The organism is Mesorhizobium oxytropidicola (assembly GCF_056174625.1).
Genome location: NZ_CM149692.1, coordinates 6,240,387 through 6,265,683, shown reverse-complemented (window position 1 = coordinate 6,265,683; position 25,297 = coordinate 6,240,387). Strand labels below are relative to the sequence as shown.

Sequence of the window (25,297 nt, the reverse complement as noted above, 5' to 3'; positions counted from 1 at the left end):
TGCCTAGGCGAGCAGGCTGCTTGCCTCGTCCTCGGTCAGCAGCGCCGGCTGGACGACATCGCCAGCAATGGCGACCGAGCTTTTGGTTTCGCCCGAATGCAGGATCGCTTCCATGATTTCCAGCACATGCAGCGCCAGATTGCCGGATGCGCGGGGCGTTGCCCCTGTCTGGAGCGAGCGCACCAGATCGGCGACGCCGAGCATACGATAGTTGGCGCGATCAGGCGCTGCGTATGGCCAGTTACGGGCGCCGTAGAGCTCGCCTTCGCTGGCAAAATCCTTCCACTCGGCGCCGCGTTCGGACAGCGAAACGGTGCCGCCGAACGTGTCGGGATCGGGCAGGCGCAGCGAGCCTTCCGTGCCATGCAGTTCGATCGGATGGTTGGAGTGCTTGAAGACGTCCCATGACGCGCCGAAGGTGACGGTGGCGCCCGAGCGGAATTCGAGCAGCGACAGCACGTTGGTCGGCGTGCCGACCTCGAAGCTGGTGTTTTTGAACGGTCCTTCGGCGGTGATCAAGCGTTCCTCCTGGCCGCGCGTCGCCATCGCCATGACGCGCGCGACAGGACCGAGCAGATTGACCAGCATGGTCAGGTAGTAGGGGCCCATGTCGAACACCGGGCCGCCGCCCGGCTGGTAGTAGAATTGCGGGTTCGGGTGCCAGTGCTCCATGCCGCGCCCCATCATGAAGGCGGTGCCGGTGACCGGGCGGCCGATGGCGCCCTCATCCATCAGGCGGCGCGCCCGGCGCCCGGCGGCACCGAGGAACGTATCAGGCGCCGAGCCGAGCAGCACGCCGCGCTTGGCCGCCTCTGCCACCAGCCGACGCCCGTCGCTGGCCGACGTCGCCAGAGGCTTTTCGGTGAAGACATGTTTTCCCGCCGAAAGCGCTGAGAACGAAATGTCGAAATGTGCGGCAGGAATGGTCAGGTTGAGGACGAGATCAATCTCGGGGTCGGCGAGCAGCGCATCGACGCCCAGTGCCTTGATGCCATATTCCTTGGCCCGCAACGTTGCCATGTCGGCGGAGATATCGGCGCAGGCGCTGAGTTCGATTCCACCAAAGAGGGCGGCATTGCGCAGGTAGGTCATCGAGATGTTACCGCATCCGATGACGCCGATTCCCAGCTTCGCCTTTGATTTCGCCTGCATTTCTGGCCTTACCTCCCAACTTCGTCATGCTCTGCCGGATCCGCTGCTCCGGCAACTGATCATCTTCGAAAAGCGCTATACAACATTTTAAATATTGACGCGCGTAAAATTTTTATAGAACATGCGAAAACGCTGGCGCGATATCGGGAGGCTGCCGGCCTTGGGAGGAGAAGATGACAGACCTGAAAAAACGGCCGGGCGCCGATGCGAATCCCGTGGGTCATGTGCGCATAGATCTTTCCGTCGCGGCCAGGGACCGCGACGGGGTCAGGCATAGATCACCTTGGCCCCGGTCCTATCGAGCTGGCTGCGTATCGGGCCGGACAGGCCATCGTCGGTGATCACAACATCGACGCTCGACAGCGAAAATGCCTTGGAGGTCCCGCTGACGCCCCATTTGCTCGAATCCGCAAGGAGGACAACGCGCCGGGCCATGCGCACAAGGTTTCGCTTCGTTCGCGCCATGTCTTCGTTCACGTCGACCACATCCAGTGACGAGTCAATCGCATGCGCTCCAACAAAGACCTGATGCGCCACCAAGCCGCCGAGAGCCGTGTCGGCATCGGTGATCAGCGTGCTCACCGTGTCTGGATAGACCCGGCCACCGATCATGTGAACGTCGAGCCCGGGCCGATGCATCAGATGCTGCACGATATTCATCGCCGTGGCCGCGACCACGACATTGCTGAGCGGTGGTAACAGCATGGCAACCTGCATCAATGTCGAGCCGCCGTCGAAGATGACCGATTGGTTGTCCTCGAACAGTTCTACCGCTGCCCGGGCGATGCGTTTCTTTGCATCGAGGTTCGTTTGCATCCGCCGGGCGAACGCGGCCGTGGTCGAATCCGTGGTCCGGGTCACCGCCCCTCCACGGGTCTTGGTCAGCAGTCCCTTGCGGTCCAGTATCTCGAGGTCGGAGCGCACCGTGACTTCCGACACGCCAAAATCGTCTGACAGGTCCTTGATGCGAACCTGTCCGCTGCGTTGCACTTCACCCAGGATCGATTGGCGTCTCTGCTCTGACAACATTGCCCTGTCCTTGCCTCCATGCGCCAAGCGATCGCCCTGGCCTCGGTTCACTCTACCAAAATATGCGAATTCGAAAGATTTCGAAAGATTGCATTTATCCTTTCTTTCGAAAACACTGGGTCCAGGATTTTGAAGTCAATCGATTGGAGAGTTTTGGACTCATGAGCCTCGGAACCAAGGTGCGCCTGGCGCGCCTCTTCTCACATCCATCGGGGAATCTTTTTGGCGGCGCGGTCGACCACTTCGTCGGCTATGGCGACGTGCGCAAAGGCGGCCTTGCCGACCTGCCGGGCGCGCTTGCACGCGTCATGATGGGCAAACCCGACTACGTCAGCATCCAGCCCGGCACCGCGCGCCATCTGTGGCCGCAATATGCAGGCAAGGCTTCCCTGGTGATCCAGGCCGGCTGCTTCACCCCGGACGATCGCATCAGTGAACTGATTGCAACGCCCGAGGATGCAGTGCGCGCTGGCGCCGATGCGTTGGCCGTGGCCATTCCGGTGCGTGGCGCGACCGAGGGAAAATACATTCGCTGGCTGACCGATTCTGTGAATGCCGCGGCCCGTTACGGCATGCCGGTGGTGGCGCATATCTACCCGCGCGATTTCACCGACGGGGCAAAAATCGTCTTCACCCCCGACGAGATCGCCTATGCGGCGCGCATCGGCTACGAGTCCGGCGTCGACGTGATCAAGATCGGCTACACGGGCGATTTCGAGTCGTTCCAAGAGACCGTCCGGACCTGCCCAGTGCCGGTCGTGATCGCCGGTGGTCCGAAGACCGATACGCTGCTCGGCGCGCTTCAGCAGACGGCGGACGCCATCCGTGCCGGCGCGCGCGGTGCCGTGGTGGGCCGCAATCTCTGGGGGCATGGCGATCCGGAAAAGGCAGCGCTTGCCTTTCGCGGCGTCATCCATGACGGCCTTTCGGCGCAAGACGCCTTGGCGAAAGCGGGGGCCTGAACGATGCCCGCCGTCCCCTCAATCCTCGGCTTCGGCGCTATTGCGATCGACGACATCGTCTATGTCGATCAGCCGTTGTCGGCGGGCAAGGGGAAGGTGCTGCAAAGTGCCCGGGCTTTCGGCGGAAATGTCGCGACGGCCCTTGCTGCCGTCGCGCGGCTCGGCGGAAGCGCCGGCTTCGTCGGATGGTTGGGCAATGCCGCCGACGACGCCGTGCTGTGCGATCTCATTGAGAGCGGTGTTGAAACCGCATTCGCACCGCGCCACGCCGATGCGCGCCCGGTACGTTCGCGCATCACGGTCGGCTCGGACGGAGAGCGGTTCATTGCCTATGACGACGACGCGATGCTGGGCACCACGCCGGATTTCTCGGGCGAGGTCCTCAGCCGCGCGACCGTCCTGATCGTCGACAGTTACGCGATCCGCTCGCTGGATGTCGTGGCTCGGGCTCGCGATCTCGGCCTTGCGATCCTCGGCGATATCGAATGGAGCGGCGGCCCGGCCACCGAGAGGCTGATTGCGCTATGCGACCACCTCATTCTTCCCCTGGGCTTTGCACGGGCCGCTACGGGCTGCCGATTGCCCGCCGAGATGCTCGATGCATTGTGGTCGCCGTCGCGGTCCGCCGTGGTTCTGACCGATGGTGGCAGGGGCGTGTACTATCGCGGACGCGATGCGACAGGGCTCTGGCACCTGCCTCCGCACCGGGTTGCCGTCGTCGACTCGACCGGTGCCGGTGACTGCTTTCATGGCGCCTATGCCCATGCATTGACGCGCGGTTCCGACACCGCCGGCCGGGTGGCATTCGCTGCCGCGGCGGCGGCCTTTTCGATAACGGGGCGTGGCGGGCGCGAGGCGCTTCCGACCGCCGACCAGGTCGCGGAACTGCTGGCGTCGACGAACGCGCCGTCGGCAGTCGAACTCAGATATGCGCAACTCGATACCGGAACATAGCCTGAAACGATCCGAGGAAACATTTTCACAGGCGAAAGGGCCAAGAAGGATAATAAAAATCAGTGGCTTAGACTTGTGGAGGGAGGAATATGGCAGAAGTCGTTCTTGAGAATATCTGCAAGACCTACGGGAACAATTTTCACGCAATCGACCAGTTGAACCTGTCGGTCGAGGACGGCGAGTTTTTGATTCTCGTCGGGCCGTCCGGCTGTGGCAAATCCACCGCGTTGCGGATGATCGCGGGATTGGAGGACATCACCAGCGGCAGCCTTCGGATCGGCGGTACCGACGTCGTCGACATGCCGCCCAAGGACCGCGACATCGCGATGGTTTTCCAGAGCTACGCGCTCTACCCGCATATGACGGTGTTCGAAAACATCGCCTTTTCGATGCGGCTGGCAGGCAAGCCGAAGGCCGAACGCAAGAAGCGCGTCGACGAGATCGCCAAAACCCTTCAACTGACGTCTTTGCTGGACAGCAAACCCGCCAACCTTTCCGGCGGACAGCGTCAAAGGGTTGCCATGGGCCGCGCCATGGTGCGCGAGCCGGCAGCCTTTCTCATGGACGAACCGCTTTCCAATCTGGACGCGAAACTGCGTGTCCAGATGCGCGCCGAAATCACCAGCCTGCAAAAGCAGCTCGGCGTGACGACCATTTATGTGACCCACGACCAGACCGAAGCGATGACGATGGGAGACAGGGTCGCGGTGCTGAAGGGCGGCGTGCTGCAGCAGGTCGACACACCCAAGAGGCTCTACGAATCGCCGGTGAACGCCTTCGTTGCCGGCTTCATCGGTTCTCCCTCGATGAACCTTTTCGAAGCGACCCTGACTGGCGACGAGCTTATGGCCGGCGCCTTCACCATCCGGCTGCAGGACGCGGCCTTCGTGCGCAGGCCGGGTTTGAGATCGTATGCGGGGCGCAAAATCGTGTTCGGGATCCGGCCGGAGCATCTCTATGACAGCGACCTCGAATCCGGCCGCAAGTATCAGACGATACCGGCAAAGGTGACCTCGATCGAAGAACTCGGGTCGGAACATATCGTCCATCTGAACATCGACGCGATCCGGGTGGACTCCGGCGACCCCGACGCGGTGCAGGATTTCGGCCTGACGTCGAATGCGGTGGCGAGATTCGAACCGGACAGCACAGTCCACTCCGGTTCGGCAATCCGGCTGGCCCTGGATGATAGCAAGCTCCATTTCTTCGATCCCGAGACGCACCTGGCGATCTGAAGAATTGTGGCAGAGCCCGCAGGCGAGAGCGAGGCGCCTGCAAAAGTACGCGGAAGAAGACTTCTGAATGAAGCAGACGATCGGCTGCATTGTGCGGTCGATCCTAGAGAAGGAGGAGAAAAAAATGACGTTTCGGATAAAGCCCGCGATGCTGAAAATGGCCGCGGCCGCCTGGTTGCTTGGCGCAACCGCCGCCATGGCGGACACGACGCTGGAATTCACCCAATGGTGGGAGCCTGAATTGCCCGCAGGCTCCTTGCGAAAAATCATGGACGATTTCGAGGCCGCGAATCCCGGCATCAAGGTGACGCTGGTCAGCGGTCCCTATGCGACCACGCGAGACCAGATCTCGGTTGGCGCTGCAACCGGAACGCTCAGCGACGTCGTCGGGCTCGACGGCGCCTGGGTGAACAATCTGAACGCGCAGGGTGCGCTCGCTGACATGAACCCGATGATGGATGCGAGCAAGTTCGACAAAGCCCAAGTCGCCGACATCATCAAGGTGGACGGCAAGGCGGTGATGTTTCCCGTCGCCTCCTTCGTCTATCCGGTCTTCGTCAATTTGGACCTCGCCGCCCAGGCAGGCGTGACCAAGCTGCCGTCGACCCGTGCGGAGTTTCTCGAAGCCGCCAAGAAGATGACCCACGCCGACAAGAACCAGTATGGCTGGGTGCTGCCGCTATCGCTGCAAACGCCGTCCGGCGTCCAGAACGACATGATGTCGTGGGTCTGGGCTTCGGGTCAGTCGATGATGGCGGACGGCAAGCCCGCTCTCGAGGGCAAGCCGGTGGTGGACATGCTCACCTTCGTCAAATCACTCAACGACGCCGGCACCATCTCGCCCGGCATCGCCACCAAGACCGAGCAGGAAAAGGTCGAGGAATTCGTCAACGACCGCGTCGGGATGATGATCGACTCGCTCGCGCATGTGAACCTCATCCGCAAGCGCAATCCCAAGCTGAACTTCGACCTCATCCCGGTTCCGGTCGTGGAGGGCTATACGGGCAAGCGCGGCCTTCCCTATGCCTCCTGGGGCATCGGCATCTCTGCTGCCTCGAAACATCAGGAAGAGGCCTGGAAACTCGTCCAATATCTGATGAGTGAAAAGGTGAATGCCAAGCTGGTGTCGCTTGCCAACGCCTTCCCCGGCAACGTCAACGCCAAGCCCGATTTCGTGACCTCGGACAAGGCTTTCGGCAAGGCTTTTGAAATCTTCAAGACCGGTTATCTCGCCAATGAGTTCACCGGCCTGCCGGTGGCTGAAGACCTGATGACCCAGTTCGACGTGCAAGCCCAGAAGATGCTCGCCGGCGAGCAGTCTCCGGAACAAGCTGCTGCCGCTGCTCAGAAGGGCTGGATGGCGAAATTCTGATCGGCCTGTTCCCGTTTGCTATCTTCGACCGGGTGGTCTGACTTCGGGCAGGCCACCCGGCAACAACGGATCGGCAATTTGAGATGGACCTGTTTTTGAAGCTTACCTTCTCTTGAAGGCGTATCCCAAGGTTGGCACATGACCCGGCAAAAGCGCTCCCACCACAAGCTGAAACGAGCGGTCGCACCCTACCTCTATCTGTCGCCCTCGCTGCTCATAATCGGGCTTCTGATGCTGCTGCCGATGGTGACGGTGATTGCCTATTCGTTCCAGAACAGCGCGGTGCTGCGTCGTGACCCATCCTTTGCCGGACTGAAACACTACCAGGCGATCTTCGACGACCCAGTGTTCTGGGCTTCGCTGTGGCACACGCTCTACTTCACCTGCATGAGTGTCATTTTCCACATGACCATCGGCATGGCCTTCGCGCTCATGCTGAACAGCGACCGCATCAATCCGACGCTGCGCAATATCCTGCGCGTGCTCTACATACTGCCCTGGCTGTTCACCGCGGTGATCATCGCCGTGATCTGGCGCCTCCTGCTCGAGCCGAACGGCGTCGTGAACAGCATTCTCCTGCAATTGGGCATCACCGGTTCCAAGGTCGAGTGGTTTTCCTCGCCCGAGACCGCGCTGCACGCCGTCACCTTCGCCAATATCTGGGCGGGCTATCCGCTCTTCATGGTCAGCCTGCTCGCAGGCTTGCAGGGCATCCCCAAGGATTTCTACGAGGCCGCCGATATCGACGGGGCGAAAGCTTACCAGAAGCTGATCTTCATCACCATCCCGCAGCTGATGCCGATCATCATCAGCATCTCGCTGCTCGACTTCATCTGGACCATGCAGGTCTTTCCGTTGATCTGGATAACGACGGGCGGTGGCCCGATCTACTCGACCGAGGTCCTCAGCACCTACACGTACAAGCTGGCGTTTTCGAGCTACAACCTGTCGCAGGCCTCGGCGAGCGCTGTGGTCATCCTGCTGATCTCTCTCGGCCTGACGCTGTTCTACATCCGCTATCAGAAGGCGCGGTAGTCACCATGAGGAAAAGGCACACGCCGAAAGACAGGCTGATCACCTTTGCGCTGCATGTCGCGCTTGCCGCGGGGTTGTTCTTCGCGGCCTTCCCGATCTACTGGATGCTGAGCAGCTCGTTCAAATCGAATACCGAAATCTTTGCCCTGCCGCCAACCATCCTGCCCAAGGCCTTCACGCTGGAAGCGTATGCGGCCATCCTTGGCGACCCGGTAAAGCTGCGCTTCTTCTTCAACAGCTATTTCGTGGCGGGAGCGGTGACCGTGCTGACGGTGCTGATCGCCTTGCTGGCTGCCTACGGGTTCAGCCGCTTCAATTTCCGCGGCAAGGGCAGCCTGAACACACTCATCATCAGCACGCAGACGATTCCGCCGATCACGCTTTTGATCCCCTTCTTCGGGCTTGTCGTCTCATACGGTATCTTCGATACCTACGTCGCACTGATCCTGACTTACCTGGTGTTTACACTGCCGTACGCGATCCTGCTGATGACGGGATATCTGAACACCTTGCCCCGCGATCTCGACGAAGCCGTGGCTGTCGATGGCGGCAGCAGCTGGACAGCGCTTTGGCGGGTGATCGTCCCGATTTCACTGCCTGGTATCGTGGCGACGTCGGTCTACACCTTCCTGTTGTGCTGGAACGAATTTCTCTTTGCGTTGACGCTGACGAAGTCAACGTCCATGCGCACCGTCCCGATCGGCATCCAGCTGTTGATGGGGCAGCACGCCTTCGAATGGAACCAGATGATGGCGATGAGCGTGCTCGGCTCGCTACCGCTCTTGCTCATCTACCTCGTTGCCCAGAGGTACTTCCTCGCCGGCATGACCGCGGGCTCGGTCAAATAGGATGTCCACCCCACGGCGCCATCAAGGAATAAGCGGTATCAAGGATTGAAAGGATGAACGTGAAAGACCTCAAAGTCGGCTGCCAGACCTTTACCTGGGAAATGCTCGGCGACCGTTTTGCCGGCGGCCCCGACGATCTGCTGAAGGCCATCGCCGATGGCGGCTATTCCGGCATCGAGATCACCGACACCATGATCGGCCGCTACGCCGACCGGCCGTCGGAATTCGCCGCCGCGCTGAAATCGTTCGGCCTGACGCTGGTCTCCTTCGCCTTCGGTTCGAACAGCGGGTTTACGCTCAAGGATCAGATCGGCGCCGATCTCGAGGTGGCGCAGCGCTGGATCGACTTCGCCGCCGCCTTTCCCGGTGCGCTGGTGTCGATGGGGTCGGCAACCGTGGTGTCCGATGGGCCGCGAGACGACAAGTTCGCCATCGCCGCGGAAGTCTACAACAGAGCCGGCGAGCTCGGCCGCAGGGCAGGTGTCCAGGTGGCGGTGCATCCGAGCTCGCACCACAACACGCTGCTGTTCGACCGCGCCGACTATGACAGGATCTTTGCCTTGCTCGACCGCGATCTGGTCGGCTGGGTGCCGGACACCGGCCACATCCTTCGTGGCCACAAGGACATGGCCGACACGCTGCGCACCTACCGCGACCGCATCCGCTACATCCATTTGAAGGACGTCGACGCCAGCGGCACCTGGGCGATGCTGGGCAAGGGCGTCTGTGACACGCCGAAGGTTATCGAGATCGCCGGCACCGCGCCGCGTTTCAATGGCTGGCTGGTGCTCGAAGAGGAATCCGAAACGGCCGCCGCCGATCCCGCCGGCGCGGTCAAGACCAACCGCCAGACAATGCGCAGCTACGGCGCCTGAAGAACGAGACGATGATCAAGAAACAAGACAGACGCCTGAGAGTCGGTGTGCTTGGCTGCGGCCCGATCGCGCAATTCGCGCATCTGCAGTCCTGCGCCAAGGCCGGCAATGCCGACCTTTACGCCATCTGCGACGCGGCGCCCGATCTGCTCGCCCGCATGGGCGCCACCTACGAACCACAGAAGATGTATGCCGACTATGACGCCATGCTCGCCGATCCCGAGCTGGAGGCGGTGATCGTCGCCACGTCTGACGCCTATCACGTGCCGATGTCGATCAAGGCGCTCGATGCCGGCAAGCATGTTCTCTGTGAAAAGCCGATCGGCACTTCGGTGGAAGAAGGCGAGGCGCTGGCGGCGGCCGTGAAGCGTTCGGGCAAGGTGCTGCAGGTCGGCCACATGAAGCGCTTCGACCCGGCGCTGGAGGCCGCGCGCGACTTCGTCCGCGACGAGATGGGCGAGGTGCTGGCGCTGAAGGCCTGGTACTGCGATTCCACCCATCGCTACACCAACACCGATGCCGTGCAACCGCTGCCGGTCACCAGCAAACTCGCGAGGAAACCTTCGGGCAATCCGAAGGCTGACCTCAGGCAATATTTCATGCTGGCGCACGGCTCGCATCTCGTCGATACCGCGCGCTTCCTGTGCGGCGAAATCACCGCCGTGCGCGCGCGCCTCAACGAGCGCTTCGGCGCCTATTGCTGGTTCGTCGAAACCGAATTCGCCAGCGGCGCGCTCGGCCATCTCGATCTGACCGTCGCCGTGCGCATGGACTGGCATGAAGGCTTCCAGCTCTATGGTGAAAACGGTTCCGTCATCGCGAAAACCTTCAACCCCTGGTATTTCCGTGCCAGCGAGGTTGATATTTTCCATGAAAAGGACGCGATCTCGCGCAAACCGCTCGGCGCCGACGGCCATTTCTTCCGCCGCCAGTTGGAAGGCCTTGCCGACACAGTGTTGAACGGCACGCCGATGCGCGGCGCCAATGTCGAGGACGGCATCGCCTCGATCCGCGCCATGGTCGCCATTGCCCGCTCCGTGGAAACGGGCGAGCGGGTCGAACTTGCCTCCGTCTCGGGTGCGGTCTGATGCGCCTCGGCATCTTCGCCAAGACCTTTGCGGGCACTGACCCCGCCGCCGTGCTGGCTGCGGTGAAGCAGGCCGGATATGAGACGACGCAATTCAACCTCGCCTGCGCCGGCCTGCCGTCAATGCCGGATGCGGTACCAGCGGATGCCATCGCTTCCATCCGCGCTGCCGCACAGGCGACAGGCGTTTCGCTTGCAGCCCTCTCGGGCACCTACAATATGGCACATCCCGACAGGGCGGTGCGCGACGATGGCCTTCGCCGTCTTGGCGTCGTCATCAAGACGGCAGCATCCCTCGGCATCCCGCTGGTCACGCTCTGCACCGGCTCGCGCAATATTGCCGATCAATGGGCCTATCATCCCGAAAATGCTACGCCCTCCGCCTGGTTCGACATGGCTGCCGAAATGGGCAAGGCGCTGGCGCTGGCCGAGGATTCCGGCGTCGATCTCGGCATCGAGCCCGAGCAGGCCAACATCGTCACCTCGGCCAGGGACGCGACGCGTCTGATCGCCGACATGCGCTCCAGGCGTCTCAAGATCGTGCTCGATCCGGCCAATCTGTTCGAGCACGCGACAGCGGACGAGGCGCGCGCCATCGTCGCTGCCGCGATCGGCGAAGCCGCCGGCCACATCGCCATGGCGCACGCCAAGGACCGGCATGGTGACGGCCGCTTCGCCACGGCAGGGCAAGGCATCGTCGATTTTCCGGATTTCGTCGCGCGGCTGAAGGCCGTGGGTTTCGATGGAGCGCTGGTCACGCACGGGCTGTCCTCTGATGAGGCCCCTGGCGTCGCCGCCTTCCTGCGGGGGCTGCTCTGATGAGTGCGGCGCCAACGATCCTGCTGCGCGACGATGCCGCGCTTCGTGTCTTCGACACCGGGCATGGCAGGCTTCCCGTCGTCTTCCAGCATGGTCTCGGTGGCGATGCCGCCCAGGTGGCGCAGAATTTTCCTGACCAACCATCATACCGCCGGCTGACCGTCGAATGCCGCGCGCAGGGCGGCTCCGGCGCCGGCAGCAAGCGTCCGTTTTCGATCGCCATGTTCGCCGACGATGTGCTGGCCGCCGCTGATGCGGCTCGACTCGACCGCTTCGTGGCCGGTGGCATTTCGATGGGAGCGGCGATCGCGCTGCACCTCGCGAGCCGGCACCCTGACCGTATCCTTGGCCTGGTGTTCGTGCGTCCCGCCTGGGCCTTCGACGCGGCACCACAAAACATGCGCCCCTATGTCGAAGTGGCGGAACTCATCCGCCGGCTTCCGCTGGATCAGGCCCGCGACGCCTTCGCGTCTTCCGCGACATCGGCCCGCTTTCGCACAGAAGCGCCGGACAATCTCGCCTCGCTGCTCGGTTTCTTTGCACGTGAAAACGCGACCGTCTTCGCCGAAGTGATGCAGGCGATCGCGGCCGACGGACCCGGCGTGACGCAGGCCGAAGCCGCTGGTCTCGCAATACCCACGCTGGTCATCGGCAGCGGCGTCGATCTCGTCCATCCCTTGGCGATCGCCCGCGAGCTTGCCGAGACCATCCCCAATGCGGCCTTCGCCGAGGTGACGCCGAAAGCCGCCGATAAGGATCGCCACTTCGCCGAAATCCGCGCCGCCATCGGCGGTTTTCTCGACACGAATTTCAACAACCAGGACCCGTCATGATCTCGAAACCACTGTCAGGCCCGGCGGCAATCGCCGCATTGCCGCGCGATCGTCTGATCGCCGAATTCTCGCTCTGGTCGGCCAATCTCGCCAATTTCGAGAGCGACCTCAGGCGCATCGAACCCCATGTCGATCTGCATCACATCGATGTGGCGGACGGCCATTTCGCCCCGTCCTTCCTGTTCTTCCCCGATCTCGTCGCCCGCATCGCCGGGCTGACGGCCAAGCCCATCCATGTCCATCTGATGGTCGATGCGGCAATCGTCGAAGCGCAGACGCGCCAGTTCATCGAGGCCGGCGCCGACATGATCAGCGTCCATGCCGAGAACGGCGAGGCCGGATTGCGCGCCGTGCGGCTGGCGCGCGAGCTCGGCGCCGAGGCCGGCGTCGTGCTCAGGCTGGAGACGCCGGTCGAGGCGGTAAAACCTTTCGTCTCCGAGGTCGCCTTCGTCACGCTGCTCGGCACCGCGATCGGCGTCAAGGGCCAGAGCCTGTCGGAGAAGGCCTGCGACAGGCTGGGCGCCGCCCGCGCGATCCTGCGCGAGGCCGGCCGCGAGGCCGAGGTCGTGCTTGCCGCCGATGGCGGCATCCGCCACGAGACCGTGCCGTTGCTGCGCGCCGCCGGCGCCGAAACCGTGGTTCTGGGTTCGCTCGCTTTCGGCGACAAGGACCTCGCCGGCCGCATCGGTTGGCTGCACGGGCTGAAGGTCGCGGCATGAGCATCGAAGCCGCCCTCGCGATCGATCTTGGCGGCACCGAGCTTCGTGCCGCGCTGGTCGACCGTGACGGCAAGATCCTGGCCTTCGCCGCCGTGCCGACGCAGGCGCAGGCCGGGCCCGACGTGGTTATCGGCCAGATCGAGGCGCTGGCCGCGACCGTGCATGCCGAGGCGCCGGGCCTCGCCATTGTCGGCGTCGGCGTCGGCGCGCCGGGGCCGCTCGACCCGCTGGCCGGCATCGCCGTCGGTCCGCCGACGCTCGCCGGCTGGCAGGATGTGCCGCTGGCCGACATCCTCGAGCGCCGGCTCGGCCTGCCGGTGCGGCTGGAGAACGATGCCAATGCGGCCGCGCTCGGCGAATGGCGTTTCGGCGCCGGCCATGGCGCTCGTTCGCTGGTTTTCGTCACTGTGTCGACCGGCATTGGCGGCGGCGTCGTTGCCGACGGGCGCATCCTGCACGGCCGCCGTGGGCTGGCCGCCGAGATCGGCCATATGACCATCACCAATGAAGGCGAGCGCTGCGTCTGTGGCGTCGTCGGCTGCTTCGAGGCCATTGCCTCGGGCACGGCGCTTGGCCGCCGCGCCAATGCCGCGACATCGGCTTTCGATGGTTCGACGCTGCGGCGTCTCTCGGCCAATGCTGAGGTCACCGGCCGCCATGTGGTCGAGGCGGCAAGGCTGCAGGACGACCTCGCTCTGGCCTTGCTCGAGGAGGAGGCGCGCTGGCTGGGCGTCGGCTTCACCAACCTCTTGCATCTCTATTCGCCGGACGTGCTGGTCGTTGGCGGCGGCATCGCCAATGGGCTAGACCTGATGCATCCGGTTATCGAGGCGACCATCCGCCAGCGCGCCATGCGCGCCTATCGCGACGTGCCGATCGTCCAGGCGCAGCTCGGCCGCCATGCCGGGCTGGTCGGCGCCGCCAGCCTTGTGCTGTTCGATGATGGCAGCCTGGCCGCCCGCATGCCTGTCGGTCCAAGCACGTTCCCGGAAGCGCGGAGGGACTTCAATGGCTGACACGTCAACGTAAAAATGGCCGGAGGCGCGATGCCTCCGGCCATTTGGTGTGCGACCGCGCGGATTACTCGGCGGGAACGACATCCGCCGGCAGGCTGTCGTCGGCCGTGCCGGCCAGGGCTCTCGCCAGCTTGGCCTCGTCGAGCTCGCCTTCCCAGCGGGCGACAACCAGCGTGGCGACGGCATTGCCGATGAAGTTGGTCAGCGCCCGGCATTCCGACATGAAGCGGTCGACGCCGAGGATCAGCGCCATGCCGGCGACCGGCACCGACGGCACCACCGAAAGCGTCGCGGCCAGCGTGATGAAGCCGGCTCCCGTGATGCCGGCGGCACCTTTGGACGAGAGCATCGCCACCAGCAGCAGCAGGATCTGGTCGCCCATCGACAGATGGATGTTCGTCGCCTGGGCGATGAACAGCGCGGCCAGCGTCATGTAGATGTTGGTGCCGTCGAGGTTGAAGGAATAGCCGGTCGGGATGACCAGCCCGACGACCGAGCGCTTGGCGCCGGCCTTCTCCATCTTCTCCATCAGCGAGGGCAGCGCGGCTTCCGAGGAGGAGGTGCCCAGCACCAGAAGCAGCTCTTCCTTGATGTAGCGCAGCAGCGACAGGATGGAGAAGCCGTTGTAGCGGCAGACCGCACCCAGCACGACAAACACGAACAGCAGCGACGTCGCGTAGAAAGTGCCGACCAGCATGGCGAGGTTGATGACCGAGCCGATGCCGTATTTGCCGATGGTGAAGGCCATGGCGCCGAAGGCGCCGATGGGGGCGGCCTTCATCAGCACGCTGACCAGCTTGAACATTGGCGCCATCAGCGCCTGCAGGAAGTTGAGCACCGGCGCGCCCCTGTCGCCGACCAGCGCCAGCGCGATGCCGAACAGCACCGAGAAGAACAGCACCTGCAAAATGTCGCCATCGGCGAAGGCGCCGACGATCGTGCTTGGGATGATGTTCATGAGGAAGCCGGTGACCGACTGGTCATGCGCCTTGGCGGCATAGGTGTTGACGGTCGAGGCATCGAGCGTCGCCGGGTCGATGTTGAAGCCGGCGCCCGGCTGAACGACATTGGCGACGACAAGGCCGATGATCAGCGCCAGCGTCGAGAAGGTGAGGAAGTAGAGCATCGCCTTGCCGGCGACGCGGCCGACCTTCTGCAGGTCGCTCATGCCGGCGATGCCGGTCGCGACCGTCAGGAAGATGACCGGGGCGATGATCATCTTGACCAGCTTGATGAAGGCGTCGCCGAGCGGCTTCATGCTCTCGCCGACAGACGGATAGTAGTGGCCGAGCAAGATGCCGACGGTGATCGCCACCAGCACCTGCACGTAGAGTTGGGCATAGAGGGGCTTGCGCTGCGCGGCAGGCGCGCCCGATTGGTCTGCGATGTGCATCGATCTCTCCCTGGCCGGATGGACGGAACCCGCCCTGCGTGACTTCTCCCATCGCGGCGTTCCGGTCGCCCGCCGCTAGCAAGGAGTTTTGCAAGCGCTGTGCCAGATAGGTGAAAGCACGGAATCCCGGGATTCCGGGCGTTGTTCGGCATCCTTCGGCGGAAGCTTGTGCGGATTTCCGCACACGAGGCGTTTGCCTGGGCGGAATTTCGCATTAGAGTGACGGCGAGGCCGCTAGAAAAGTGTGAGCGCTTTCCCTTGGGAATTGCGTCAAAACGAAAGAAGGAGAGGGCAGACGCTGCAGGCAGGCACCGACAGTGGTCCAGCAGGGTCTGCCGGCCGTGAAATGCTGCGCGAGGTGGTGGCGCGGCTGCGCGATGGCCGCTGGCTTGTCGTCGTTGTTGCCCTGGCGATCATGGCGGGCGCAATCGCTATGGCGGGGCGCATCGCCACCGGCCAGGCGACCAATGACTTGCGCGATAGCGCGCTCGCCGCTCTGCCGCTGGCGGCGGGAACGCTGACCGGCGAAATCGAAAAGCAGCGCCTGGTGCCGCTGGTGCTGGCCCGCGACGATGCCGTGCGCGGGGCGCTGCGCCGGGCCGGGACGATGCAGGAAGCGGCCCTCAACGACAAGCTCAAGGCGATTGCCGGCGATGCCTCGGCGTCCGCCATCTATGTCATCGACACGGCGGGCATCGCCATATCGGCCAGCAATGCCGGCGAGCCGACGAGCTTTGTCGGCATCGACTATAATTTTCGCCACTATTTCAACGAGGCCATGGCCAAGGGCGCGGCCAGCCAGTATGGGCTCGGCACAATCAGCGGCCGGCCGGGTCTCTATCTTTCGAGCCGCGTTGACGACAACGGCAAGCCGCTGGGCGTGGCGGTGTTGAAGGTCGAACTTGACGGTGTCGAAGCCAATTGGCGCTCCAGCGGGTTCCTGGTTTTCGTCACCGACGAACGCGGCGTCGTGCTGGCCACCAGTGAGCCCGAATGGCGGTTTCATGCGCTGGCGGCACTGTCCGCCCAGGATGCCGCCGCCGCCCATGAGCAGCTGCAGCTGACGGACGCCGCCTTCGAACCGCTGCCGATACGGCGCGGTGCCGGTGACGACCTGGCGACGATCGACGGTTCGGGAAAGCCACGCCAGTTCGTCGAGGTGGTGCAGGACCTGCCCGGTGCGGTGCCCGGCTGGCGCCTCTGGCTGTTGACGCCCGCCGACGCCGCCCTCTCATCCGCCGCCAACACGGCGCGGTTGACGACGCTGCTCGGGCTGCTGCTGACCGGCCTGCTTGCCTACGTATTCACAAGGCGCCGCCGCACCCGCCGTCTGCGGCAGGAGGCGCTGGCGCGCATGAATGCCGAACTCGAAAGCCGGGTCAGCACACGGACAGCCGAACTGACGCGCTCCAACACCGCGCTCGCCGGCGAAATCGCCGAGCGCGAAAATGCCGAGGCCAAGGTCCGCCGGCTGCGCGACGATCTCGCCCAGGCCAACCGGCTGTCCATCCTCGGCCAGATCGCGGCGGGTGTGGCGCATGAGATCAACCAGCCAGTCGCCGCGATCCGCACCTATGCCGAGAATGCCGGCCGCTTCCTCGAAACCGGCAAGACCGAACCGGCAAGCGGCAATCTGACATCGATCGTCTCGATGACCGAACGCATCGGCGCCATCACCAATACGCTGCGCACCTTCGCCCGCCGGCCGGGTGTCGCCGCTTCGCCCTTGCCGGTGCGCGAGGCGATCGACGGCGCGCTGTCGCTGCTGTCCGGCCGCATCCGCGATTCCGGCGTCACCATCGTCAAGCCGCAAGGCAACCAATCGCCGATGGTGATGGCGAGCCGCATCCGGCTGGAACAGATCCTGGTCAACCTGTTGCAGAATGCGCTGGACGCCATGAAGGACCAGCCCGATCCCCGCATCGAGATCGAACTCGCCGAGCGCGACGATCGGGTGTTGATCTCGGTGCGCGACAACGGCCCCGGCCTCGGGCCAGAAGCGGCCGGCAATCTGTTCATGCCGTTCCAGACCACCAAGGAGAAGGGGCTCGGCCTCGGGCTGGTGATCTCGCAGGAGATCGCCCAGGAATTGGGCGGCACCTTGCGGCTCGATCCCGAAAGCGTCAAAGGCGCATCCTTCACCATCGATTTGAGGCGAATAGAATGACCGACAAATCAGGGTTGGTCGCACTCGTCGACGACGATGCCGACCTGCTGCACGCCACCACGCAATTGCTCGAACTTGCCGGCTTCACGGTGGTCGCCCGCGATGCCGCCGAGGCCGCACTCGCCGTCGTCGACAGGGACTTCGACGGCGTGGTCGTCAGCGACATCCGCATGCCGGGCATGAACGGCCTGCAGCTGTTCGACCGCATCAAGGCGATCGACCCCGACATACCGGTGATCCTGGTCACCGGACATGGCGATGTCGATCTTGCGGTGGCCGCGCTCAAGGACGGTGTCTACGATTTCATCCCAAAACCCTATGCCGGCGACCGCCTTGTCGAGGCGCTGAAACGGGCGAGCGAGAAGCGGCGGCTGGTCATGGAGAATCGGCGGCTGCGCGAAGCCGCGGCACTAGCCGCCGACGGTCTGCCACTGATCGGCGAAGCGCCCGCCATCCGCCGGCTGCGCGAGACCTTGCGGCAGATCGCCGACATGGATGTCGACGTGCTGGTGGAAGGCGAGACCGGAACCGGCAAGGAGGTGGTGGCCGACCTCTTGCACCGGTGGGGCCGGCGCCGGGCCAAACCCTTCGTGGCGCTGAATTGCGGCGCTCTGCCGGAGACCGTCATCGAGAGCGAGCTGTTCGGCCACGAGGCAGGCGCGTTCACCGGCGCGCAGCGGCGGCGGATCGGCCGTGTCGAGCATTCCAGCGGCGGCACGCTGTTCCTCGACGAGATCGAATCCATGCCGCCGGCTCTCCAGGTCAAGCTGCTGCGGGTGCTTGAAACGCGCAGCCTCACACCGCTCGGCTCGAACGAGATCCGGCGCCTCGATCTGAGGGTCGTGGCGGCGACGAAGGTCGATCTCGGCCGGCCCGACCAGCGCGGTGATTTTCGCGAGGACCTCTATTTCCGCCTCAACGTGGTGACGCTGCGCATTCCGCCTTTGCGCGAGCGGCGCGGCGACATCCCGATGCTGTTCGGCCATTTCCTCGGCAAGGCCGCCGAGCGCTTCGGCCGTCCTGTCGCCAAGGTCAACGCCGCGGTGAGCGATCATCTCCAGTCGCATGCGTGGCCGGGCAATGTGCGGGAGCTCGCGCATTTCGCCGATCGCGTCGCACTTGGCCTTGGCTCGGACGATGAGACAAAAGCGGTTTCCCCGCAATCACCGGAGCCTGCCGCCTCGCTACCCGAACGCGTCGGCCACTACGAGGCGCAGCTGATCCGCGAGGCGCTGCGCGACCATGGTGGCGATGTGCGCGGCGCCATCGACGCGCTCGGCGTGCCGCGCAAGACGTTTTACGACAAGCTCAAGCGCTACGGCATTGCCGCGTCAGAGTTCCGCAATGGCGGCGATCCGCACCTTGTTCGCGAGCAGACATAGAAGTTGCGCCAGGGCCCTGCCCTTCGTAACGCTCCAATCCGATCCAGCCGAGCATTCCGGAAAGAGCCATGAACACGACCCTCGAAACAACGGCAAACCCCTTGCCGCAAGACCTCACCTTTCTCAGCGAACAGCTGACGGCGTTCAACGACGGCGATGTCGGTGCGTCGGAAAGAAAGGCGCTCGCGGTGTTCGTGCGCGACGAGGCCGGCGCGGTCGTTGCCGGGATTTCGGGTTACACGGCGTGGGGCTGGCTCTACGTGCAATGGCTGTGGGTCGATGAAAGGCTGCGCGGCCAGCAAATGGCCGGCCAGATGCTGGACGCGGCCGAGAAGGAGGCCGTCGCGCGCGGCTGCCACGGCGCCTTGATCGACACCTTCAACCCGAACGCCGCCAAGGTCTACCAGCGCCAGGGCTATCAGCCCTTTGGCACGCTGGCCGATTTCCCCGTCGGCCGCAGCCGCATCTTCCTGCAGAAGAGGCTGGCTTAACCTGCAAGTTTTCCACCGCGCATTGGCTGCGGTGCGCCGGTGGTGCTTGGAAAACTGATGGGCAGGCCGCGCAGCACGCGCACCGCGAGGAAGGCGAAACACTCGGCTTCCACCGCATCGCCGCTCCAGCCGAGGCTTTCGGCCTGCACCACTTCGACGCCGGCGCGGCTGGCGAGCATTGCCATCATCGTCGGATTGTGGCGGCCGCCACCGCTGACCACCAATTTCTTCGGCCGGGTTGGCAAGAGGTCGAGCGCCTTGCCGATTGCGCCGGCCGTGAAGGCGGTGAGCAGGGCCGCACCATCCTCGGCATTCAGGCCGTCGGCCATGGCGGCGCCGAAGTCGAAGCGGTCCAGCGACTTGGGGTAGGGCTTGGTCAGATAAGGATGCTGTAACAGCTTGGCGAGCCGGGCTTCGTCGACCGTTCCCGCGCGGCCAAGCGCGCCGTCGCGATCCATGTCGCCGAGGCCCTTCGACTTGATGAAATCGTTGAGCGGCGCGTTGGCGGGGCCGGTGTCGAAGGCAACGACATTGTCGGCGCCGTCCCACCAGGTGATGTTGGCGACACCGCCGAGATTGAGTACGGCCACTTCGCCACTGGCGCCCGCGCTGCGCATCAGCGCGGTGTGATAGGCAGCCGCCAAGGGCGCGCCTTGTCCGCCGGCGCGCATGTCGGCCGAGCGGAAATCATAGGCGACCTTGGTGCCCAATAGGCTGTGCATCAGCTCGCCGTCCCCCAGTTGCCGGGTCTGGCCGAGCCGTCCGACCTGCGGCGCGCGATGCAGCACCGTCTGGCCGTGAAAGCCGACGACGCCGATATCGGCCATCGTCATGCCGTAGCCCTCGACCAATTCCTTGACCGCCGCCGATTGGGCGCGCGTCAGGGCTTCCTCCGCCTTGCGGAAGATCGCCGGTTCCGGCCCGACAAAATTCCAGGCTCTGGCCGCCGTCAGCGTCTCTTCCAGCAGCGAGCGGATCGATTGGGGATAGGGCATCAGCCGGTAGGTGCCGAAATCGTCGATGCGCTCGCCATCGGTCTTGATCAGCGCGACGTCGATATTGCCGTCAAGCACGGTGCCGGTCATCAGGCCAACGGCCCAGATTGGTTCCATCATCTAGCTCCTAAAGTCCATTGACGAGATCGCCGACCGCTTGCCGCAGCGAGACGATTCCGCTGTCGAAATGACGTGTCGGATGGATCCGGTTGGTGAGCAAGGTCCAGGCCTTGCCGCTGTCGAAGTCGATCCACAGTCCGGTGCCGGTAAAGCCGGTGTGCCCGATGGTTCCCGGGCTGCACAAGGACCCGCCCGACCAGCCCTCATAGGGCCGCTCCCAGCCATGGGTGCGGGTAGCGGCCAAGGGTGTGCGCATCAGCGCGATTGACTGTTTGGAAGCGCCCGTGCCGTCCAGCAGCCCTTGCGCGAAATCCAGCACTGAGGCGGCCGTTCCGAACAGCCCGGCATGCCCGGCGCCTTGCAGCGCCGAGCAATTGTCGTCGTGCACCTCGCCGGAGAGTACGCGATGACGCCAGGTGCAGTCTTCGGTCGCCGCGGCGGCATCCGGCTCTGTCGACCAGGCAAAGCCGGGGCCGGGATCCATGTCGCGGATGGTCTTGCCCGACAGCCGCTCGAGCGCAAAGCCGAGCAGGATGAAATTGATGTCGGAATAGACGGGGTCACGCGCCCGCCATTCGCGCTGCAGGATGAAGGCGCGCAGCAGGTCTGGGTCACGTCCGTAAGTGTAGATCGGCTCGACGGCCGGGAAGGGCGTCTGATGGCCAAGGCACTGGCGGAACGTCACCTTTCGCTCCCAGGCCCCTGCATCATACTGGCGAAGGTCCGGCAGCACCGAGATCAGTGGCGCGTCGAGATCGAAGACGCCGTCCTCCGCCAGCGCCAGGATGCGCGGCGTGGTGAAGATGATTTTGGTCAGGGACGCCAGGTCGAACCAGGTCTCGGCGGTCATCGGTCGCTGCTTGGGCACAAGTTGCGCCGAGCCGATTGCCCTGGTGATGCGGTCGCCATTTCTGTCGACGATGCCGAGCACGCCGCCGGGAATGCGCTTGGTGGATACCGCCGCTGCGAGCGGCTGGAACGCGCGGTCGAAGAGTAGGGCGAGGTCGCTCAATGCCAACCTCCATCTGAAAGGCCGCGATCCTTGGCGCCCCCCTTTGTCCTGCCGGACATCTCCCCCACGAGGGGGGAGATTGGCGGTTTGAGCGCCCCGCTCGCCTTCAAGCGTTGGAGATTGGCGAAAGCCGCGACGACATCCGATCTCCACCCTAGTGGGGGAGATGCCCGGCAGGGCAGAGGGGGGCGCTGTCCCGCCAACCTGAGATATCCCAGGGCCATCACATCTCCACCCTCGCCTTATGATCCCCGCCAAACTGCTCCCACCGCGCCGGCGCCGGCTCAAACCCTTGCGGCCGTACCAGAGAAGGCACCTGGCGTGTGTCGATCTCGAAATGCTCGCGCCGCCGGTCGATGGTCGGAACGGCGGCGATCAGCTTCTTCGTATAGGAATGCTTCGGCGTCGACAGCACTGAGGCCGCGTCGCCGATCTCGACGATCTGGCCGGCATAGATGACGGCGATGCGATGCGCGATCCGTTCGACGACCGCCATGTCGTGCGAGATGAACAGATAGGCCAGCCCGAACTCGCGCTGCAGGTCGACCAGCAGCTCCAGCACCTTGGCCTGGACCGAAACGTCGAGCGCCGACACCGCCTCATCGAGAACGACCACGGACGGGTTGAGCATCAATGCGCGGGCAATGCACAGTCTTTGCCGCTGGCCGCCGGAGAATTCATGGGGATAACGCTGCAAGCTGTTCGCAGGCAGGCCGACACGTTCCAGCAGGCTCGCCATCCTGGCCCGCGTCTCGGCATCCACGCGGCCGCCGGTGGCGATCACCGGCTCGGCCAGGATGCTTTCGATGCTGAGTCTCGGATTGAGCGAGGCATAGGGGTTCTGGAACACCATCTGCACGGGCCTGGCGCTGTGCTCTGCCGAGGCTGTTCGGGTGCCGACTGAGAAGCTGCCGCGCGTCGAGCGCACCAGCCCGAGTACCGCCTTTGCGGTTGTCGATTTGCCTGAACCGCTCTCGCCGACAATCGCCAAAGTCTCGCCCGGCATCAGGTCGAAATCGACGCCATCGACGGCGTGCACCGCACCTGAAGCGCGGCTGAAGAAATTGCTCTTGAGCGGAAATCGCACCACCAGGCCGTCGACCTTCAGCGCGGGTTTCATGTGCTCGCCCTTGTCGCGCTGGCCGTCGACACGCGCGGCGCTTCCGTTGGCGAAATGCGGCACGGCGTGCAGCAGATGCTGCGTGTAGGCATGCTGCGGCCGGTCGAGGATCTGGTTCAGCTCGCCCTGTTCCACGGCCTGCCCGTTCTGCATCACCATCACCTTGTCGGCGATGCCGGCAACCAGGCCGATATCATGGGTGATGAAGATCATCGACATGCCGGTCTCGCGCTTCAACTCGGCCAGCAGCGCCATGATCTGCGCCTGCACGGTGACGTCGAGCGCCGTCGTCGGCTCGTCGGCGATCAGCAGGCGCGGATTGCAGGCGAGTGCAATGGCGATCATCACCCTTTGCAGCATGCCGCCCGACAACTGGTTGGGCGTGTATTTCAGCCGCCGCGCGGCATCGGGAATGCGCACGCGGTCGAGCGCATCCTTGGCCGCGGCAGTGGCTTGCCGGCCGGTCAGGCCGCGATGCAGGCGGAATGATTCCTCGATCTGCGAACCGATGGTCAGCACCGGATTGAGAGAGGTCATCGGCTCCTGGAAGATCATGCCGATCTCGGCGCCGCGAATGCCGCGCAGCTGCGGTTCGGTCGCGCTCATCAGGTCGAAGAGGCTGCCATCGGCCCGTTTCAGTGTCATCGCGCCGCCGGTGATGCGGCCACCGCCGAAATCGATCAGCCGGTTGAGCGACAGTGCGGTGACGGATTTGCCCGAACCGCTCTCGCCGACAATGGCCAGTGTTTCGCCATCGGCGAGGTCGAAGCTGATGCCGCGCACCACTTCGTTGGCCTGGGGATTGCGGCCGAAACCGACACGAAGATCCCGAACGGACAGCAGCGGGGTCACGCCGGCGCCCTCCGCATCCTGGGGTCGAGGATATCGCGCAAGGCATCCCCAAGCAGGTTGAAGCCGAGGATGCTGATCATGATGGTCAGGCCTGGAAAGATCATCAGCCAGGGCGCGGTTTCCATCAGATTGCGGCTGTCGCTCAGCATCAGGCCGAGCGAGGCGGCGGGCGGCTGCGTGCCGAGGCCGAGGAAGCTGAGGCCGGCTTCGGTGAGCAGCGCCCAGGCCAGCGCCAGCGTCACCTGCACGGTCAACGGCGCCACCAGATTGAGCAGCAAATGGCGCGTGACGATGTAGAACGAGCTGCTGCCGAAGGTGCGCGCGGCGTCGACGAATTCGCGTGCTTTGAGTGAGAGGGCAGGGCCACGCACCACCCGCGTGAAGATCGGCGTGTAGACGATGCCGATGGCGACGACGCTGGTCCATGTTCCCGGCCCGGCGACGGTGACGATGAGCAGCGCCAGAAGGATGGCGGGGAAGGCCAGCAGCACGTCCATGATCCGCATCACCACGCCATCCCAGCGGCGCCCGAGCCAGGCCGCCGCCAGCCCGAGCACCGTGCCGGCAAGAGTGGCGAAGGCCACCGAGAAGAAGGCGACCGTGAAGGATTGGCCGACGCCGGCCATCAGCCGGCTGGCGACGTCGCGACCGAACAGGTCGGTGCCCATCCAGTAGGCGCCATTGGGCGCGTGCAGCCGGTCGACGCGGAACTGTGTGATCGGGTTGTGCGGCGTCAGCCCGACCAGGCCGAGGATGGCGATCAGCAAATAGATGCCGACAATGACGCCGCCGATGCGGCCGCTGCCATGGCCGAAGATGGCGCGCAGGATGCGCATCACTGCTCTCCCAGCCGGATGCGCGGATCGAGCCCGACATAGGCGAGGTCGACGAGGAGATTGACGATCATGAAGTTGAAGGCGATGAACAGCACGGCTCCTTGCACCAGCGCGTAGTCGCGCTGCAGGATGGCGTCGAGCACCATGCGCCCGAGCCCGGGCAAGGCATAGATCTGCTCGACGATGACGGCGCCGCCCAGCAGATAGCCGAACTCGATGCCGCTCAGCGTCACCACCGGGATCAGCGCATTGGGCAAGGCATGGCGCCAGATGACGCTGCGTGCCGAGGCGCCCTTACTGCGCGCGGTGCGCACATAGTCGTCACTCAACACGTCGAGCATGGCCGAACGCGATATGCGCGTGACCGAAGCGGCAAAGGCAAAGCCAAGCGTGATGGCGGGCAGGATCAACTGGCTGAGATTGCGCAAGGGATCCTGCCAGAGCGGTGCGAATTCGCCCATCGCCGGCAGCACGCCAAAGCCGGCCGACAGCGTGTAGATGATCAAAAGGCCAAGCACGAAGCTCGGCGTCGACTGGCCGATCATGGCGGCGATACGCACCCCCAGGTCGGACAGTTTCTCATTGTGCGTCGCGGCGTAGATGCCTGCCGGCATGCCGACGGCAAGCGCGATGATCATCGACAGGACGGCCAGCTCGAGCGTCAGTGGGAAGCGTTCGAGGATGACATCGAGCACCGGCCTGCCATAGGTGACCGAAATGCCGAAATTGCCGTGCAGGATGCCGCCGATCCAGCGCCAGTACTGGACGAACCAGGGCTGGTCGATGCCGAAATAGGCGGCGAGCGAATCCCGCTGTGCCGGCGTCAGCAGCCCGGCTTCGGTGCCCAGCATCGCCGTGATCGAATCGCCGGGGACCATCCGGATCGCCACGAAGACCAGGACGGACACGCCAAACAGGACGAGAGGAAACGTCGCCAGTCGTCGCATCAGATAGTTCACGCGAAGAAGTCCTCTCGCCCAATGCCTGCCGCGG

At 64.2% G+C, this 25,297-nt stretch carries 23 protein-coding genes; 15 read left to right on the top strand and 8 right to left on the bottom strand.

Features of this window, described 5'->3' with window-relative positions:
- Window positions 1–3: 3 nt before the first annotated feature.
- Both AC0V8S_RS31430 and AC0V8S_RS31425 read right to left on the bottom strand, forming a co-directional pair.
- Complete coding sequence (locus AC0V8S_RS31430; protein WP_475435394.1) at window positions 4–1,152, bottom strand: Gfo/Idh/MocA family protein; 1,149 nt, start codon at window positions 1,150–1,152, stop codon at window positions 4–6.
- A gap of 267 nt (window positions 1,153–1,419) precedes the next feature.
- Window positions 1,420–2,181, bottom strand: a complete 762-nt coding sequence (locus tag AC0V8S_RS31425; RefSeq protein ID WP_127291316.1) for a DeoR/GlpR family DNA-binding transcription regulator — start codon at window positions 2,179–2,181, stop codon at window positions 1,420–1,422.
- Between the two features lie 161 nt (window positions 2,182–2,342).
- On the opposite strand from AC0V8S_RS31425, the gene AC0V8S_RS31420 reads away from it, so the two are divergent.
- From AC0V8S_RS31420 to AC0V8S_RS31365, 12 genes are all read left to right on the top strand, one after another.
- Window positions 2,343–3,143, top strand: coding sequence for an aldolase (locus AC0V8S_RS31420; RefSeq protein WP_475435392.1), 801 nt, complete (start codon window positions 2,343–2,345; stop codon window positions 3,141–3,143).
- A gap of 3 nt (window positions 3,144–3,146) precedes the next feature.
- On the top strand, window positions 3,147–4,097 hold the full coding sequence (locus AC0V8S_RS31415) for a PfkB family carbohydrate kinase (protein ID WP_475435390.1): 951 nt from the start codon (window positions 3,147–3,149) through the stop codon (window positions 4,095–4,097).
- 89 nt (window positions 4,098–4,186) lie between these two features.
- On the top strand, window positions 4,187–5,332 hold the full coding sequence (locus AC0V8S_RS31410; RefSeq protein ID WP_475435388.1) for an ABC transporter ATP-binding protein: 1,146 nt from the start codon (window positions 4,187–4,189) through the stop codon (window positions 5,330–5,332).
- A 124-nt stretch (window positions 5,333–5,456) separates the two neighbouring features.
- Window positions 5,457–6,704 carry an ABC transporter substrate-binding protein gene (locus AC0V8S_RS31405; RefSeq protein ID WP_475435386.1) on the top strand — a complete coding sequence of 416 codons (1,248 nt, stop codon included), beginning with the start codon at window positions 5,457–5,459 and terminating at the stop codon, window positions 6,702–6,704.
- Window positions 6,705–6,842: 138 nt separating this feature from the next.
- Window positions 6,843–7,739 carry a carbohydrate ABC transporter permease gene (locus AC0V8S_RS31400; protein ID WP_475435385.1) on the top strand — a complete coding sequence of 299 codons (897 nt, stop codon included), beginning with the start codon at window positions 6,843–6,845 and terminating at the stop codon, window positions 7,737–7,739.
- 5 nt (window positions 7,740–7,744) lie between these two features.
- Window positions 7,745–8,587, top strand: a complete 843-nt coding sequence (locus tag AC0V8S_RS31395; RefSeq protein WP_183457080.1) for a carbohydrate ABC transporter permease — start codon at window positions 7,745–7,747, stop codon at window positions 8,585–8,587.
- A 53-nt stretch (window positions 8,588–8,640) separates the two neighbouring features.
- On the top strand, window positions 8,641–9,462 hold the full coding sequence (locus AC0V8S_RS31390) for a sugar phosphate isomerase/epimerase family protein (protein WP_475435383.1): 822 nt from the start codon (window positions 8,641–8,643) through the stop codon (window positions 9,460–9,462).
- 11 nt (window positions 9,463–9,473) lie between these two features.
- Window positions 9,474–10,550 carry a Gfo/Idh/MocA family protein gene (locus AC0V8S_RS31385; protein ID WP_475435381.1) on the top strand — a complete coding sequence of 359 codons (1,077 nt, stop codon included), beginning with the start codon at window positions 9,474–9,476 and terminating at the stop codon, window positions 10,548–10,550.
- A complete protein-coding gene (locus tag AC0V8S_RS31380) occupies window positions 10,550–11,368 on the top strand; it encodes a sugar phosphate isomerase/epimerase family protein (RefSeq protein WP_475435379.1) in 819 nt (272 codons plus the stop codon). Before AC0V8S_RS31385 ends, AC0V8S_RS31380 begins: the two co-directional genes overlap by 1 nt.
- On the top strand, window positions 11,368–12,201 hold the full coding sequence (locus tag AC0V8S_RS31375) for an alpha/beta fold hydrolase (protein WP_475435377.1): 834 nt from the start codon (window positions 11,368–11,370) through the stop codon (window positions 12,199–12,201). Before AC0V8S_RS31380 ends, AC0V8S_RS31375 begins: the two co-directional genes overlap by 1 nt.
- On the top strand, window positions 12,198–12,920 hold the full coding sequence (locus AC0V8S_RS31370; protein ID WP_475435375.1) for a ribulose-phosphate 3-epimerase: 723 nt from the start codon (window positions 12,198–12,200) through the stop codon (window positions 12,918–12,920). The genes AC0V8S_RS31375 and AC0V8S_RS31370 overlap by 4 nt, the downstream gene beginning before the upstream one ends.
- Entirely contained in the window at window positions 12,917–13,936 is a 1,020-nt protein-coding gene (locus tag AC0V8S_RS31365) for an ROK family protein (RefSeq protein ID WP_475435373.1), read from the top strand. The genes AC0V8S_RS31370 and AC0V8S_RS31365 overlap by 4 nt, the downstream gene beginning before the upstream one ends.
- A gap of 64 nt (window positions 13,937–14,000) precedes the next feature.
- Here the strand turns inward: AC0V8S_RS31365 and AC0V8S_RS31360 are convergent, their stop codons facing one another.
- On the bottom strand, window positions 14,001–15,329 hold the full coding sequence (locus AC0V8S_RS31360) for a dicarboxylate/amino acid:cation symporter (RefSeq protein ID WP_475435371.1): 1,329 nt from the start codon (window positions 15,327–15,329) through the stop codon (window positions 14,001–14,003).
- A gap of 346 nt (window positions 15,330–15,675) precedes the next feature.
- Between AC0V8S_RS31360 and AC0V8S_RS31355 the strand changes: the two genes are divergently transcribed.
- From AC0V8S_RS31355 to AC0V8S_RS31345, 3 genes are all read left to right on the top strand, one after another.
- Window positions 15,676–17,496: a sensor histidine kinase gene (locus tag AC0V8S_RS31355; RefSeq protein WP_475435369.1), complete on the top strand. Its 1,821-nt coding sequence runs from the start codon at window positions 15,676–15,678 to the stop codon at window positions 17,494–17,496.
- Complete coding sequence (locus AC0V8S_RS31350; RefSeq protein WP_475435367.1) at window positions 17,493–18,878, top strand: sigma-54-dependent transcriptional regulator; 1,386 nt, start codon at window positions 17,493–17,495, stop codon at window positions 18,876–18,878. The genes AC0V8S_RS31355 and AC0V8S_RS31350 overlap by 4 nt, the downstream gene beginning before the upstream one ends.
- A gap of 68 nt (window positions 18,879–18,946) precedes the next feature.
- Entirely contained in the window at window positions 18,947–19,369 is a 423-nt protein-coding gene (locus tag AC0V8S_RS31345; protein WP_475435365.1) for a GNAT family N-acetyltransferase, read from the top strand.
- Here the strand turns inward: AC0V8S_RS31345 and AC0V8S_RS31340 are convergent.
- From AC0V8S_RS31340 to AC0V8S_RS31320, 5 genes are all read right to left on the bottom strand, one after another.
- Window positions 19,366–20,481 carry an anhydro-N-acetylmuramic acid kinase gene (locus AC0V8S_RS31340; protein WP_475435363.1) on the bottom strand — a complete coding sequence of 372 codons (1,116 nt, stop codon included), beginning with the start codon at window positions 20,479–20,481 and terminating at the stop codon, window positions 19,366–19,368. The two genes, AC0V8S_RS31345 and AC0V8S_RS31340, sit on opposite strands and share 4 nt — an antisense overlap.
- A 10-nt stretch (window positions 20,482–20,491) precedes the next feature.
- On the bottom strand, window positions 20,492–21,496 hold the full coding sequence (locus tag AC0V8S_RS31335; RefSeq protein ID WP_475435361.1) for a serine hydrolase domain-containing protein: 1,005 nt from the start codon (window positions 21,494–21,496) through the stop codon (window positions 20,492–20,494).
- A 223-nt stretch (window positions 21,497–21,719) separates the two neighbouring features.
- Window positions 21,720–23,468 carry an ABC transporter ATP-binding protein gene (locus tag AC0V8S_RS31330; protein WP_475435359.1) on the bottom strand — a complete coding sequence of 583 codons (1,749 nt, stop codon included), beginning with the start codon at window positions 23,466–23,468 and terminating at the stop codon, window positions 21,720–21,722.
- On the bottom strand, window positions 23,465–24,304 hold the full coding sequence (locus AC0V8S_RS31325; RefSeq protein ID WP_475435357.1) for an ABC transporter permease: 840 nt from the start codon (window positions 24,302–24,304) through the stop codon (window positions 23,465–23,467). Before AC0V8S_RS31325 ends, AC0V8S_RS31330 begins: the two co-directional genes overlap by 4 nt.
- Window positions 24,304–25,263, bottom strand: a complete 960-nt coding sequence (locus AC0V8S_RS31320) for an ABC transporter permease (RefSeq protein ID WP_475435355.1) — start codon at window positions 25,261–25,263, stop codon at window positions 24,304–24,306. Before AC0V8S_RS31320 ends, AC0V8S_RS31325 begins: the two co-directional genes overlap by 1 nt.
- Window positions 25,264–25,297 lie beyond the last annotated feature (34 nt).